General features: G+C 40.8%; 14 protein-coding genes and 1 tRNA gene. 5 read left to right on the forward strand and 10 right to left on the reverse strand.

The genetic code is table 11. The features are described 5' to 3' along the window. Window positions 1–2: 2 nt before the first annotated feature. The 7 genes from OH456_RS05050 to OH456_RS05080 all read right to left on the reverse strand — a co-directional run bounded on the left by OH456_RS05050 (window position 3) and on the right by OH456_RS05080 (window position 5,476). Complete coding sequence (locus tag OH456_RS05050; protein ID WP_270032941.1) at window positions 3–221, reverse strand: hypothetical protein; 219 nt, start codon at window positions 219–221, stop codon at window positions 3–5. Then, entirely contained in the window at window positions 218–1,282 is a 1,065-nt protein-coding gene (locus OH456_RS05055) for a tyrosine-type recombinase/integrase (RefSeq protein WP_270032942.1), read from the reverse strand. Before OH456_RS05055 ends, OH456_RS05050 begins: the two co-directional genes overlap by 4 nt. Window positions 1,283–1,576: 294 nt before the next feature. Next, on the reverse strand, window positions 1,577–1,759 hold the full coding sequence (locus OH456_RS05060) for a hypothetical protein (RefSeq protein ID WP_270032943.1): 183 nt from the start codon (window positions 1,757–1,759) through the stop codon (window positions 1,577–1,579). Between the two features lie 58 nt (window positions 1,760–1,817). Then, on the reverse strand, window positions 1,818–2,975 hold the full coding sequence (locus tag OH456_RS05065) for a hypothetical protein (RefSeq protein WP_270032944.1): 1,158 nt from the start codon (window positions 2,973–2,975) through the stop codon (window positions 1,818–1,820). 9 nt (window positions 2,976–2,984) lie between these two features. Further along, a complete protein-coding gene (locus OH456_RS05070; RefSeq protein WP_270032945.1) occupies window positions 2,985–3,752 on the reverse strand; it encodes a hypothetical protein in 768 nt (255 codons plus the stop codon). A gap of 286 nt (window positions 3,753–4,038) precedes the next feature. Further along, entirely contained in the window at window positions 4,039–5,301 is a 1,263-nt protein-coding gene (locus OH456_RS05075; RefSeq protein ID WP_270032946.1) for a tyrosine-type recombinase/integrase, read from the reverse strand. Between the two features lie 84 nt (window positions 5,302–5,385). Next, a tRNA-Ser gene (locus OH456_RS05080) sits at window positions 5,386–5,476 on the reverse strand. A gap of 332 nt (window positions 5,477–5,808) precedes the next feature. On the opposite strand from OH456_RS05080, the gene OH456_RS05085 reads away from it, so the two are divergent. Continuing rightward, entirely contained in the window at window positions 5,809–6,489 is a 681-nt protein-coding gene (locus OH456_RS05085; RefSeq protein WP_006075750.1) for a MaoC family dehydratase, read from the forward strand. Window positions 6,490–6,545: 56 nt separating this feature from the next. Here OH456_RS05085 and OH456_RS05090 read toward each other — a convergent pair whose 3' ends face one another. After that, complete coding sequence (locus OH456_RS05090) at window positions 6,546–8,162, reverse strand: VRR-NUC domain-containing protein (RefSeq protein WP_270032947.1); 1,617 nt, start codon at window positions 8,160–8,162, stop codon at window positions 6,546–6,548. A gap of 381 nt (window positions 8,163–8,543) precedes the next feature. Here OH456_RS05090 and aroG point away from each other — a divergent pair, with 381 nt between their 5' ends. Both aroG and OH456_RS05100 read left to right on the forward strand, forming a co-directional pair. Beyond that, window positions 8,544–9,596, forward strand: coding sequence for a 3-deoxy-7-phosphoheptulonate synthase AroG (gene aroG, locus OH456_RS05095; protein WP_006074887.1), 1,053 nt, complete (start codon window positions 8,544–8,546; stop codon window positions 9,594–9,596). A 110-nt stretch (window positions 9,597–9,706) separates the two neighbouring features. Next, window positions 9,707–10,108, forward strand: a complete 402-nt coding sequence (locus tag OH456_RS05100) for a hypothetical protein (protein ID WP_081411586.1) — start codon at window positions 9,707–9,709, stop codon at window positions 10,106–10,108. Between the two features lie 46 nt (window positions 10,109–10,154). Here OH456_RS05100 and OH456_RS05105 read toward each other — a convergent pair whose 3' ends face one another. Together OH456_RS05105 and msrB are read right to left on the reverse strand one after the other, a co-directional pair. Continuing rightward, window positions 10,155–11,249, reverse strand: a complete 1,095-nt coding sequence (locus tag OH456_RS05105) for a mechanosensitive ion channel family protein (protein ID WP_443088625.1) — start codon at window positions 11,247–11,249, stop codon at window positions 10,155–10,157. Between the two features lie 259 nt (window positions 11,250–11,508). After that, on the reverse strand, window positions 11,509–12,645 hold the full coding sequence (msrB, locus tag OH456_RS05110) for a peptide-methionine (R)-S-oxide reductase MsrB (RefSeq protein ID WP_270032949.1): 1,137 nt from the start codon (window positions 12,643–12,645) through the stop codon (window positions 11,509–11,511). Between the two features lie 126 nt (window positions 12,646–12,771). Between msrB and OH456_RS05115 the strand changes: the two genes are divergently transcribed. After that, window positions 12,772–13,170, forward strand: coding sequence for an OsmC family protein (locus OH456_RS05115; protein WP_270032950.1), 399 nt, complete (start codon window positions 12,772–12,774; stop codon window positions 13,168–13,170). Between the two features lie 12 nt (window positions 13,171–13,182). Then, window positions 13,183–14,052 (forward strand): YdcF family protein, encoded by an 870-nt coding sequence (locus OH456_RS05120; protein ID WP_270032951.1) that lies wholly within the window; start codon window positions 13,183–13,185, stop codon window positions 14,050–14,052. Window positions 14,053–14,085 lie beyond the last annotated feature (33 nt).

Genomic DNA, 14,085 nt, shown 5'->3' on the forward strand with positions numbered 1-14,085 from the left:
AGTCACCCCCGAAGGGGTGAGTATGGTAGAGAGTCAAGAGAGACATCTCTTGCCCGCAGCTCACGTTCATCTTTTTGGAACAAAAAGTGTGACGGGAGCGCAGCGGGTTGCTTTGTCATCTCACTTTTAAAGTGGATGACTTTGGCACCGATGGTGCCATTCTTGGCAGTGAAACTGCCAAGGCTGACACCACAAATGCCAATTGTTGAGTAAGCTATCATGACTGACTCCCAACAAGCATTTTGACCGCAGCGAGAAGCTCAGGTTTAGTTTGAAGAGTTTTGATTAACACCAATTCATCATTCTGAATGATGGCTTCTCCAGATACCTCTTTTTCATCATTTTGTAACAACTGCCCAAACGTTTCCGCAAGGTGTTTCGCTGCGGCATTTGCATAGTCGGGTGAGTCGTCAATGATCCATTCGCCATAGTGCTTATCGATCATCGCAGTGTCAGTATGACCCATTTGCATTGCAATCCAGTCTTTCGATATGCCTGCGGTTAAATTTTGACTTGCGAATGTATGGCGCAGTTGACCCGCTCCTCGATGGTCTACGTCAGCATCTTCGACAAACCCTTTAAAAAATGATTTGTTATATTGCGCAGCATTAAGAAACGGGGCGTCGTTTTTGCTGTTGTAGAAAACAAATCGAACATGTTCTTGAGTACGTGTTTTATTGTCTTCTTGCACAACAGAAACCTTCACTGCTGGCTTGTTACCTGTTATCTTAAATTGCTTCTTCAGAACGCTCATAGCCAATGTATTGAGCTCAACCGTACGGACAGACTCTGGATTTTTCGGTGTTTTGTACTTGGTCAGAACTCTGGCTCGTCTAACATATAGCTTACGCCTATCGAAATCGACATCTTCCCAGCCAATAGCAAGAATTTCACTAATACGTAAACCCGTTAACACGTTGAGCACAGCGGCATTTTTCCCACTTTCGCACAGCGGCGAGGTGTTGTGCAGTTTTTTCAGTTCAGCTTTAGTAAAAGGATAAGGTTTACTCTTACCGTTTTTCAGGGTCTTAATGCCAACCATAGGATCGATATCAATAGCGCCATCACGCTTTGCTATTGCAAATGTAGCTCTCAAAATAGTCAGGAATGCATTGATAGTTTTGTTGGCGTAGCATTCATGCAAGTCATCTATGATGTCGAGAACGTCACTATGGCAGATATCCTTAATTGGTATCTCACCATATAACTTGATCAATCGATTCGCTTTGCAGTTGTCAGATTTGAATGTCGATTCTGCTGCCGAAAACTTAAAACTTTTCATGTGGCTATCGATATATTGTTCTAGTGTTTTTGTGTTCCCATTTTCCATTTTTTCATCTTAGGCAGCTTCGGCTGCTCTTCTATTTGAGAGCATCATAAGTATGAAAATTAGAAAGCACAAATCACTAAACTTTAATAATATTAGCTACTTATTATAATTCTTGGGCACTTCCGTTCTTAATCAATCAGTTAAGAATTGAAATTTCCCCCAAAAAAAATGGAAGGCAGTGCTGCCTTCCAGTGGTTGAACCTCAAGAGGTTTAACGGCTGTTCTCTCCTAGGAAAAACCGACCGATTAAACTTTTCTAGCTGCTTTACTGACATGTTCTGCAAACCTCTCAGCATCTTGCTCAGAATATGATTTGCACTTCTTTCGAAACTTTACTGGTTTAGATAGTTCCTCTCCTTCGACCGTCAGGGTGAAGTTTTTAGTACAACCTACTTTCAAATTCTTCGATTGATTATGAGTGTTCTTCATCGTTGTAACCCCCTAACGCGTTCTTAATACCTTGTTTGTAATGTACTACCAATTATTCCTAGTGTCTTTTGACATAATTAGGGATTAGGTCGAGTAGAAATTCGCTTGGTCTTCCATGAGTAAACAAAAGGATACTTCTCTTTAACTCCTTGCTTAGGTCTGACACTGCATTCTCATACGCATCATTTACGGCGTAGTGCAGTGACATGTCGTCTGAATAAGGTTCATTACTGTGTTGACTGATTAAGCCAACTTCAACTAGATACTGCATCACTAACAGGCATAATTTGTCGATATATTGATTGTTATGAGGTACATGGTACCTATGGGCAAAATCACTATATTGGTCTTCGAAAACATGCCAAAGACTGTAAACTGAAAAGTTGATTGCCTGCAACGCTCGCAACCAATCCGAGTTTTGTTCTATACAAGGTGACTCACATTTTCCATGACTAGCATTTTGATAATGCTCCACTATGCTATCAGTGATTACACGGGTAAATTGATATTCCTCTCTTACGAATATAAGGATTAAGTGACAATCTCTTAGCTGGCGCAACTCGGGATAAATCTGAGCAGGTAATTCTTTTAGCTTTGGCGCAAGTTTGTATGCTTCGACGAGAATATCGTTACATACACTAGCCATGATTTGATAGGTATGTATATCGAATGCAGAATGACGTTCTTGTGCGGAGCTTGGCGTATAAGACCACGAGCAATTTACACCGCTCCAGCTACTAGGAACTTGAAGAGTTTCATTCGAGGGTAAGTACCATTTCAGCAGATAGTGTCCTGTTTGAGCTTTATTATCTTGCTCACTCGTCTGTAGAATAAATTGCATACCGATAGCATTTTGAAAAGTCATCGAAACTAGGCTCGGCTCTAAATCTAGCAATGAAGGTTTAATGGTACTGACTATCAAATTGACTAACTGCTTTTCGTTTAGATCAAACCCAGTAAAGACCTCAGTGAGGCGAGGCCAAAGCGTATTTTGGTAACGAGAATGCACAGATTCAGATGTGTTTTTCCAATCTACTTGAACATCCTCATTTCGATCTAGCTTCTTACGAATCTCTTCGGGCGAGAGGTTAAACAAGACATACGACAGCAGACGATCTTTCTCTCGAAAAGAGATGTTAATGTCGGTATTTCGCGCCAAGTATTCATCAAACGCCCTGATGAGATTGCAATAAGTAGATTTGTTACGTAAACGCATAGCAACCTCCTACAGCAAGACCAAGCTATCGATGGACTCTAGTCGCCTTGCTGCAAGTTCATACCTTACAGCAGCGTCCCACCTGTCCTGGCCATTCTTGGTTATGAACATTGCAGTTAAGACCAATAACGCCTTTTCAACAGAGGTGAATCTATATGGCATACAAAGATATTCAGCATTGTGGGAGAGAAGATTAATAGTCCAGTATGATTGACTATTTAAAGTTACCCTACAGATGCGTATTGGCTCACCAGATGAATCATATTTCCTGACAAGAGTAACTTTCGGGTTAGATGTTGCATCTTTAGACGGAAAGGTCACGCGCTTTGGCTTTAGTGTTCTGTGCTGAATTTCATTTAAGTACCCAAAAAAACTAATTAACTCATCGTGTGAACTAAACCCGAAGATGTCAGCCAGAATGTGTTTCATGAGACATGGCTTGAATGTATATTTTTTATTCTGTTTTAGATTGAAACAAATCTTTGTAGCTAGTGTTTCTATAACCTCAACATTGGGTGGTAATTCTGTTTCAATCCGAAAACCAGACTGTGCAATCGCGCATCTAACAGCTACCGATACCGCTGTATAAGTAGGCAATTTTCGAGTGATATGTTTGCACTTACTAAAGACTAAAAACCTAACTGCAACGCAATGTATAAAATAATCCATCAGCGTTTGAGTGGGCAGTTTATGGAGCTTGTAGCAACGGAGTATCGTCCAACTAAGCTCCTGACTTAGCATATGCTTGATGGTTGTAGGGAAGGTAGTAATAGACATAGCAATCAACTCCACCCCTCATGATAGTTACAAGCTCTTTTTTGACATAAGGGGCACAGTTAATTAAATACATGCGAATAAGCTCTGTTTGCGATAAAAGAGCAAACGCTATCAGCTGCCTCAAAGGGACTCAAACTGAACCGTACAGAGAACGTATTGAAAGGATAGGCAATTACATTTTCTATGTCAACGTGCAAGTGCAAAAATAACTCTTTAAAAACAATAATTTAAGTTATAATAATTAAGCTCACCAAGGCCAAGTAAGGAAAAGTAACTAACTCCCCCCTTACTCTTTAGTCAGTTTGAATCTATCCACTGCGTCTTTAAGTAACTCAGGTTTAAGTGCTTTACCATAATGCCCGAAAGTCATACTGTGATTCTTGTGCCCCACGATCTGTGACACTATATGTTCTGGAACACCTGACTTTTTTAATTCGTCAATAAAGGTATGCCTAAAAGAGTATGCGGTTGGTCGTTTACCAGCTTTAAAACCACAAGCCGTCAAAACTTCACCCATGGTATCTCTATAGTCCTTTGACCAGTCCAAATCCTTTCCTCTTGGAATAAAATCAAAGAGTTGGAGATGTTTCTGATCATGCCGTGCTTTCACGTAATCTAAAAAGCCCATCTTTAATAGGTCTTCATGAATTGGTACTTGTCTTTTAGATGCTGCGTTTTTTAGGTGCTGTTGTTCACCATTATCAGTAAATGAAATGGTTGGAAATGGTTCTGAAAACTTGATGTCGGCAACACTAAGTTGGCAAGCTTCAGAAGGACGGCAACCATGAAAGTAGATGACGTTAGTAGCCCAACGAAAGGATAGGCTTTGCTCGTTAAAGGCACGGCTTGAGAAAAGACGTTTTAATTCTTTTAGTCCCCATCGTGGTCGATGGGAATGTGACGAGGAGCTTTTACTTGGTAGCTTTATATGAGCGAATGGGTTCGTGGCTATTAGCTCTTGCACGACACACCAGTTCATAAATTGTTTGATGGCCGCGAGATAGTCCCTTAAAGTCTTATGGCTTAATCCTCGGCTTAAGAGTTCGTCTCGATAAGCCATAGCTACGCTACTGGTAATACTCGTTTCTTCCAGTTGCTCAACAAACTTTAAGAAGTCGCCATTACGTTGTTTTAGCTGCTTTAGGGTAAGGCTAGTAACTTTTTCTAAACGTTTGGATTCAACAAACTGATCCAATGTTTTTGAATTAATGACAAGCGCCGTTTTCACTTTTTGAAGTTTGCCTTTTGAAGTAATAGGACGACACTTTGAAAGGTGATCTGTAGCTTGGTGATTGAAGGATTTCCTGAGCTGATTGATTTCATCATTCAATAGCTGTTTGAAGCGTTCGAATGTTAGTGGCAGTGCCTTTGCTTCATCAAACAGCTCAAAGATGGTTTTGGTTTGCTCGATGTTGCGTCGGTATGCTAACCGTCGCTCTCGTGTGAATAGGGATAAACGGATCTCCTTTGGAAAGCCATTACCTTGGAGTGAAAGAGGGGTTGCTATACGTGTGTAGTACACACCATTTGATTGTCGAAACAAATACATCTGTATCTCCCATTTGTATCTGTCGACTTTTGAGGTATAAAAACGAAAAAACCGCTGTAAAAACAGCGGTTTAATCTTTAAATGTGGCGGAGAGATAGGGATTTGAACCCTAGATACGCTATTAACGTATGCCGGTTTTCAAGACCGGTGCTTTCAACCACTCAGCCATCTCTCCGTTTTGTGGCGCTAATAATAGAATCATAGGAAAGGGCTGTAAAGAAGAAAATTCCCTTTGGAGCACTGACTGCGTTAAATGTAGTCAAAGTGATGTCGATTTACTCATGATGCTCGTTATGTGTGTGATTCCAAGAAGATTGTTTTACTAAAAGAGGATATTCAGCGAGTTTTACTGCTAAATAAAATAATGTTTTTTATTGCTAAAGTATTGAAAAACATCAATAAAACAGCGTTCAGAATACGCGTGTTCGCTCGAAAAAGTTTGCGTGATGAAGGGACATGCTTCAAAATAGTAGGGTTAGTTCTTATGAACTGAGATTTGAGGTCAAGATGAAAGTTGTAAAATTGTTTAAACAAAGAGCTGATTCGGTTAAGCATCAGTCTGAGCTTATGCAATGGATGTCGCCCACTATTCGCGAATATTGGACTGAGTTTGTCGACAAGACAAACCATAGCAATTTTTTAGCATGGGTCAGAGACTATCACAAGCCTGCAGTAAATGAACCACATGTAGTACAGGTCGAACCAGAAATTGTGCTCAAGCCCGCAGCACAGGCACTATTTGACGAACTGCAAGACAAAATTGGCACTGTGATTCATGAAGGTAACTGGATTCACGTAGGTCAAGAACGAATCAATCAATTTGGATCAATTACTGAAGATAACCAGTGGATCCACACTGATCCAGAAAGAGCAGAACAAGAATCACCATTTAAGACCACTATCGCACATGGTTTCTTAACTCTGTCTTTGTTGCCAGCACTAACAGATAGTGTTGACCCAGATAAACCTCTATTTCCGACTGCGAAGATGATGGTAAATATTGGGTTGAACCAAGTAAGGTTCCCATATCCAGTTAAGGTAGGTAGTAACCTTCGTGCTAAGAGTACCTTGGTCAAAGTTACACCGATCAAGAAAGGTCTTGAGATAGAGCGTGAAATACGCGTAGAAATAGAAGGAATCCGTCGCCCAGCGTGCATTGCGACATCTGTGATTCACTTACACTTCTAAGTCGAATTTCAAAAAAACCAGCATCATTGCTGGTTTTTTTTTTGCTTGCCACTAACTCAGTCATGATTGACGTAACACACTTCATAATTAATATTTAATCTCTCCATCTGTTTAAACCAACGTTTTTGATTGTTCTGAAGTTTGTCACCAGGTCCCTTTACCTCGCACCATAACCATTTGTTGCCTTTAAACGCGACAAGATCAGGCATACCATTGCGATATGCTGTTAGGTCTGAGAGAAGAACAGCGAACAAATCTGCTAATTGCTCATAGTCAATGGATGTCATTGCCAACTCTAACCATTCGGTATCCACTAGGTCCCAAACAATGAATGGGTTCTGAATATCTCTTTTTGTTTCTAGAATGCTTAGGTACGGTTTAATGCCAGTTCGTTTAACTTCGGATAGTCTTTGCTCGATTGCGCCTTTTCGCCTTTCAGTAAATGACGGATGATATAAATCGAGCGGTTGGCGTTGGTATGGATTGATAAAAGCGCCTTCGACAGGGGCAAAAATAATGTCCCAAAATACCAAGCCAAACATAGTGTTGAGAAACTGATTCTCTAAATAGAAAACCTCCCATCCTAGATCAGATAACTTATTGCAAACAACTAACTCAACACGCTCATGAGATAAGTCAAGATTGAACCTACGTTCTGGAAAACTAGGTTTGACCGTCTTCTCAAGAGTTGTCTTTAATTTCCTGTCGAGTTTAGCTTTTAGTCGTTCTCCGACTTCTTGCTCATCAATGCTTAGAGGGTTTTTAATCATTGTTAGTGCAAGTTTAATGGCTGCGTCGAATCTTTCTTGATGAATAAGTATACGAACTTGTCGCTCCCTCGAGGGCGGAAGTCGGGAGGACTCGAACAAGCGCAAAGCGAGGTCGAGGTCGCCATGTCGTTCTAGATCTCTTGCGATTAAATTAGTGAGTTTGTCTAATTGTCTAGTGGCGTACTTTCCGTTTGCAGATGGGAGCAAGTCAGCAAATTGCCTTATGAGCTTAGAACAAGGCTTTGTTAGTTCTGTGTACGCTATCCTTAGATCTGTAATTTCAAGAGTTGAGTCGATTTCCGCTCTATTATTGAACAACCTAGTTGCCTTAGACACTTCATAATTCTCGAACTTATGAATTCCTAAGTTCTCTAAAACGAATTGTGCAAACTCTTGGTGCCGATTTCCAAAGAATAGTAAACAAAGAAGGGGTAACACCTCATCGTCCAACAGTCTGACGACAGTGAACGGAAGTTTCGGAACATGATTAGGCTGTTGGTGATGTAACTGTTCTATCAGTTCGTTCTTTTTAGCGGTACGTTTTAGACCTGAATAAAAAGTGAGAATCTCAGGTTTTGATAACAACGTGGATGCGAGTTCAAATGAACTTGTCGGTGGGTCTGTACTTATAAAACCATACTCTATGAGTTCTAATATAGGTGAATCGAGACAGCCGATCTCGGGATAGTTCAGTTTATCGTCTCTAAACCAAATCCCCTTGCGAGTCATTAACCGAATAACAAGGCATTGTGCGTTTTCACTAAGAGTGTGAAACGATTCAATCCAATGTCGTTCACTCTGTTTCAATAAATCAGAGTAGATAGACTCAACATGCAACAACAAACGTATGAAGTTATCTCGATAATACTTAGGTGGCAGAGTAGGTGGTGAAAAAACAGGCACTAGGAACGACGCTTCTTGTTTAGGTGAATTCCGTTTTATTAAATATTAGTTGAGTAATTTGAGCTAGAAAAAATATCACATTACCAAAAACAGAGCGTTTGTTGAGTCGTAGATTAGTGATGTAGATCTATCAGCTAAATGGATGTTTTTCTGACAATACTAATTAACTGTATGATTATTATTCAAAAATAGCTGTATTGATATGTTTACACTGTGTCTAATTTTAAAAACGAGCAATTAATTTGCCTTTTTATTTAAATAGTGATTGAACTTATTGTTCGAAGCAGATAAGTTACAAGGAAAGAGCACGACATAAGTCACAAAATGGAATGCGGTCGTGTATCAAAGATGTAGATTTAAAAGAATAGGAAGAAGTAAGCAATGTTTCAAACTGATGATGTACGAATTAATAAAGTAAAAGAACTATTACCACCAGTTGCTGTTTTAGAGAAGTTTCCAGCGACAGAAGTTGCTTCTTCAACAACGTTTAACGCACGTAAAGCAATTCACAATATCCTTCAAGGCGACGATGACCGTCTGCTAGTGATCGTCGGTCCATGTTCTATTCATGACACTGAAGCGGCGATTGAGTACGGCAAACGACTAAAAGTACTGCGTGACGAACTTGGTGACAGACTAGAAATCGTAATGCGCGTTTACTTTGAGAAGCCACGCACAACAGTAGGTTGGAAAGGCCTCATTAATGACCCTTACTTAAACGACACATTCAAGATTAACGATGGCTTGCGTATGGGTCGTAAGCTTCTTCTAGACTTGACTGATATGGGCATGCCAACGGCGAGTGAATTCCTTGATATGATCAGCCCGCAATATGTTGCTGACCTTATTAGCTGGGGTGCGATTGGTGCGCGTACAACTGAGTCTCAAGTTCACCGCGAACTGTCTTCTGGTATTTCTTGCCCTGTAGGATTTAAAAACGGTACTGACGGTAACATCAAGATTGCGTCTGATGCGATTCGCTCTGCTAGCGCTTCTCACCACTTCTTGTCTGTAACCAAATACGGTCATTCGGCGATTATTGAAACCGCTGGTAACCCTGACTGTCATATTATTTTGCGCGGTGGTAAAGAGCCAAACTATAGTGCTGATCATGTAAAAGCGATCAAAGATGAGTTGACAGCGAATGGCCTACCTGCAAAAGTTATGATTGATTTTAGTCATGCGAATAGCTCTAAGCAATTCCAACGTCAAAAAGTCGTTGCTAGCGATGTAGCTCAGCAGATGGCTAACGGTGAAGACGCTATCTTTGGTGTAATGATTGAGTCTCACCTAGTTGAAGGCCGCCAAGATTTAGTAGATGGAGTTGCGCCAACTTATGGTCAGTCGATTACTGATGCGTGTATCGGTTGGGAAGATACTGAAAATGTACTTCGTGAACTGGCAGACGCTGTTGAAGCACGTCGTAAAGCATAAGCATTTTTGATAGATGTTTAAGCCCTTGGCTAACCGAGGGCTTTTTTATTGAATTATACAGTATGGCATACTATTATGTGTGGCCTTATCATATTTTTAGGTTAAATATAATGAAGCTGTCTATCCATCATATCCTCATCGTCTGCTTTAGCGTTCTTCTTCCTACTACCGTAAGTGCAACCACATTGAGCAATGAACAACTCTGTACGGCAGGTCTAGCGCTTGCCATTGATAAACAACCACGTGGAATCAATACAAAAGGGCTAGCCGGAAAACAAATACTTCTGGCGTTAAAAGATGGTAACAACGACTGGGATTATCGTTGTCACGTGAATCGTTCTTCAAAAACAATAAAACTCGAGGCGAGAGAGTCTAGACTAAATGATGCTTACCTGAAGCAGGCTATCCGTTACGATGTTTCCAACAAGGCTAGATCCGTAGAGGTAAAGATGAAACGAAGAAATGGCGGATTTAAATCAGAAAAGTATCAAGCCAGACAACTCAAAAGCTAATGCGTTTTATGACGGAAAAGGGAGCATTAAATGCTCCCTTTTAAAGTCACTCGACAATGATGTCTTTCACAGTGGGGTGTTCATGAATCGAGACAGGATCAAGTTTCAAAGTTTGCGTAGGGTAGGCAATATCAGCGTCATTTTTCTTAATAATGTCCATTACTTGTAATAAGACATCTTGCTTTACTTCATGATAGCGAGCCCAGTTTACTGTTTTGGTAAAGGTATAGATAAAAAAGTTAAGCGAAGAAGGACCAAATTTATCGAAATTCACCATCAGTGTCTGTTTGGTGTCGATATCTTTATGATTTTCTAGCATGGTTTTCACTTCATCAACAATCTGACTAACTTTGTCTCCATCGTCATAACGAAGACCAATCGTTTCATAGATTCTGCGATTAAGCATACGTGAGGGATTCTCAACGACAATGTTGCTGAAAACAGAGTTTGGAACATAGAGTGGTCTTTTATCAAAGGTACGAATAATGGTCATTCTCCAACCAATACGTTCCACTGTTCCTTCTATTGCGCGGTCTGGAGAGCGTATCCAGTCACCGACCTTAAATGGGCGGTCAAAATAAATCATCATGCCGCCAAAGAAATTAGACAGTAGGTCTTTAGCCGCAAGACCAACAATTAAGCCACCGACGCCACCAAAGGTAAGTAAGCCTGATAGACTGAGGCCTAGCGCCTGCATTACCGTCAATATGCCTATGGAGATAAAAAACAAGCGCGCTACTTTTGCTATGGCCTGAACGGTCGTCTCATCGCGTTTTTTCTGAGCCAAGACATGCTCTTCAACGTTTTGAATAAGTCGAAGAAAAATCCAGATAAAGGTTGATATAACAAGCAGTAAGTCGACCTTATTTAACCAACTCGTATCTGTTTCTGTATGAGAGGTCAGAACTAACCCAATAGATACGGTTGCAGGCCAGAGCCAAATGAGGACACTAATAGGAGACTTAACCGCTTTGATGAGTAGATCATCCCATACAAGACTGGTTCTTTGTGTCAGTGCTTCAAGTCGCCCATAGAATATTCGCCAAACAACCCAAAGAAGGAAACTACTGCCAGTGATAAGTAGTAGATTACTTAATAGATCGTAGCCAAAAGATTGAATATAGTTTTGTAGCGTATCCATAGAACTGTTCATCGCCGTTAGAAACCTTTCTATTAACTCAATGTATTTGTTCAGATCAAACAATGAGTAAATGAATCGTAATTAACGGATATTACTCAGATTAATAAGGATAGTACATGCAGAAAGTGATTTTTATTTTATGGCAATAAACCATTTTTTCAATACAAAAAGAAACGCGATACCGAGAGTAGACTGGTATCGCGTGCGTTCAACCTTTGAAAAATGAGCAACACTTGCAGCATAGGTTTATGCTGCCCACTTATTGGTCAAACAAAGCTAAGTATTGTTCATAACCTTGCTGTGCAAGCTTTGATTTTGGAATAAAACGCATTGCCGCTGAGTTCATGCAGTAACGCAGTCCTGTAGGCGCGGGGCCATCTTTAAACACATGCCCAAGATGAGAATCTGCAAATCTGCTTCTTACTTCAGTTCTTGGAAAAATCATCTTGTAATCAGTGTTTGTGACAATGTAACCCTCGTCTATGGGCTTAGTGAAGCTAGGCCAGCCGGTTCCCGACTTGTACTTGTCAGTGGAAGAAAATAGAGGCTCTCCGCTAACAACATCTACGTAGATACCATCCTCTTTGTTATCCCAATATTCATTGTTGAATGGCTTTTCTGTACCATCTTCTTGAGTAACATAGAACTGTAAGTCAGTAAGGGTCTGTTTGATTTCATTGTTATCTGGCCTGGTATAACGCTTTACCGAAGTCTTATTCATTTGGTTATCTATCATTTGGCGAAGGGTCATTGGGTTATCTTTTCTGTCTTCACCGAAAATCTCATCTAAGTATTGGTCGCGACCAGAATTGTATCGATAGTATTTGTATTTCAAGCTACTTTTTTTATAAAAATCCTGATGGTATTCCTCCGCAGGCCAGAAAGTATCAAAAGCAATCAACTCGGTAGCGAGAGGTTTTTGAAACACACCGAGTGTGTCTATCTCGGACATAAATCGCTCCGCAATCTGCTTTTGCTCGGTGTTATGGTAGAAAATAGCAGGGCGATATTGCGGCCCTCGGTCTACGAATGAGCCTTTATCATCAGTTGGATCAATATGACGAAAGAAGTAGTCAAGAACTTGCTCGTAAGAGACTTCGTCAGCATGATAGCTTACTTGAACAACTTCAATATGACCTGATTTGCCACTCGCGACTTGTCGGTATGTCGGGTTTTGCTGTTGACCACCCGCATAACCAGATACAACTTCTGTCACGCCATGTAATTGCTCTAAATCTGATTCAGTACACCAGAAACAGCCACCCGCTAAAGTCGCGACCTCTTGATTCGCTCCTTTTGTTTTGGGTGAGTCAGCCATCCCCTTGCTCGGTACCATAAGCCAAAAAACTGGAACGGCCGCTACTAACGCAACAAGTAGTTTGGTGAAGTTCGTCATTTAAGCTCCAAATTAAGTAGTGTTTGTTATTTCTAGTAGACAGAGTGGCATGGGGAAAAATTTCAAATTGCCGTTTTATCGGTTACTATCTCAGTCCTTACAATCAGTCGGACTGCAGAGGTTTATATGCAAGCGGAAGTGAAATGGATCGAAGGATTCAAGTTTTTAGGACAATCTCAATCTGGTCATTCCATCGTGATGGATGGCAGTGGGGGTGATACCGCACCAAGTCCGATGGAAATGGTTTTAATGGCAGCAGGTGGTTGTAGCTCAGTTGATGTGGTAGACGGATTAAAGTCAGAAAACCAAGCCGTAACATCGGTAAATGCGAAGCTAACGACAGAACGTCGTGAAACAGCACCAAGAATCTTTACCGCGATTAACATTCATTTCGAAGTCAGTGGTGACAATCTTGACGAAGCCTTAGTGGCTAAGTTAACCAAAGATTCATTAGAGAAATATTGCTCGGTATGTCTCATGCTTGGTGCTGGTGTTGAAATGACTCACTCTTGGGAAATTATTTAAAGGACGACATCGGTGAAAGAAAAGGAGTTCGATCAACTTATCGTTGTTCTAGGAAAGCGCCTCAACAACAATGCACTCACTCTGGAAGGAGTGTCTAGAGTTGAAGAAATCTTGCGTCATGTTGGCAGCAGTGACTGTAGCTCATCGATTATTGCCTTTTGTGGTGGCGTGACGAATGGACAGTCAGTTTCTGAGGCTCGATTAATGTTTGAAGCGTTTGAAGCTGGTCTTTCATCGATGGATAATTCCAACATTGGCGCTGTTTTGCTCGAAGAGAAATCAACAAGTACGGTGGAAAACATCATTCACTTGTCAGAAGTACTCTTAGAAAGTGAATTGCTACAAAATGGTGCGAAAATTGAAGTGAAGTTTGTTTCGAATGACTACCACTTGGAAAGGATGTTTACCATCCAGTCCTTACTCGATGAGCAAGGCTTGCTACGCTACCTAAAATCCGAATGCCAGCGTGCAGGGTTGAATTTAACGATCTCATCTGACATAAAGTCACATTTCCCAGTACCTTATCCTCACCACTGTGTAAATGGACAGTTGTTTCTCTTGCTCGATGAACTGACGACTTACCGTGTTTATTTGGAGGGGGTTAGGGATAAGGTGTTTAGACGTCCTTTATCTGAAGTAATCGTAAAACCGTTATCCATTGCCCATCGTGCATTAGCGCAGTTAGAAGATCTCGTTTCACCTACATCTCATGCTGTGTTGTATGACCAACTGCCGGCCTTGAAGGCAGCAGTTGAAAGAACATCATCAACAGAGAACACCAGTGACATAGAGAACGATCTTTCTTTATTCGACACTGTATTAAACTACCTAAATCGATGTTTGGATCCTGAGCGGGACGAGAGTATTAAGTGGTGGCGATAACAGACTTCTGGTGAAAATTATCATTAAATTAGT

The sequence above is a fragment of the Vibrio sp. La 4.2.2 genome (genome assembly GCF_027586995.1).
GTDB lineage: Bacteria > Pseudomonadota > Gammaproteobacteria > Enterobacterales > Vibrionaceae > Vibrio > Vibrio mediterranei.

What these genes read in the sequence shown, in the direction of transcription:
- aroG (WP_006074887.1), top strand. Translation starts at nt 8,544, where the DNA reads ATGTTTCAAACTGATGATGTACGAATTAATAAAGTAAAAGAACTATTA.
- OH456_RS05055 (WP_270032942.1), bottom strand. Translation starts at nt 1,282, where the DNA reads ATGAAAAGTTTTAAGTTTTCGGCAGCAGAATCGACATTCAAATCTGAC.
- OH456_RS05060 (WP_270032943.1), bottom strand. Translation starts at nt 1,759, where the DNA reads ATGAAGAACACTCATAATCAATCGAAGAATTTGAAAGTAGGTTGTACT.
- msrB (WP_270032949.1), bottom strand. Translation starts at nt 12,645, where the DNA reads ATGACGAACTTCACCAAACTACTTGTTGCGTTAGTAGCGGCCGTTCCA.
- OH456_RS05115 (WP_270032950.1), top strand. Translation starts at nt 12,772, where the DNA reads ATGCAAGCGGAAGTGAAATGGATCGAAGGATTCAAGTTTTTAGGACAA.
- OH456_RS05065 (WP_270032944.1), bottom strand. Translation starts at nt 2,975, where the DNA reads ATGCGTTTACGTAACAAATCTACTTATTGCAATCTCATCAGGGCGTTT.
- OH456_RS05075 (WP_270032946.1), bottom strand. Translation starts at nt 5,301, where the DNA reads ATGTATTTGTTTCGACAATCAAATGGTGTGTACTACACACGTATAGCA.
- OH456_RS05100 (WP_081411586.1), top strand. Translation starts at nt 9,707, where the DNA reads ATGAAGCTGTCTATCCATCATATCCTCATCGTCTGCTTTAGCGTTCTT.
- OH456_RS05050 (WP_270032941.1), bottom strand. Translation starts at nt 221, where the DNA reads ATGATAGCTTACTCAACAATTGGCATTTGTGGTGTCAGCCTTGGCAGT.
- OH456_RS05070 (WP_270032945.1), bottom strand. Translation starts at nt 3,752, where the DNA reads ATGTCTATTACTACCTTCCCTACAACCATCAAGCATATGCTAAGTCAG.
- OH456_RS05085 (WP_006075750.1), top strand. Translation starts at nt 5,809, where the DNA reads ATGAAAGTTGTAAAATTGTTTAAACAAAGAGCTGATTCGGTTAAGCAT.
- OH456_RS05105 (WP_443088625.1), bottom strand. Translation starts at nt 11,249, where the DNA reads ATGGATACGCTACAAAACTATATTCAATCTTTTGGCTACGATCTATTA.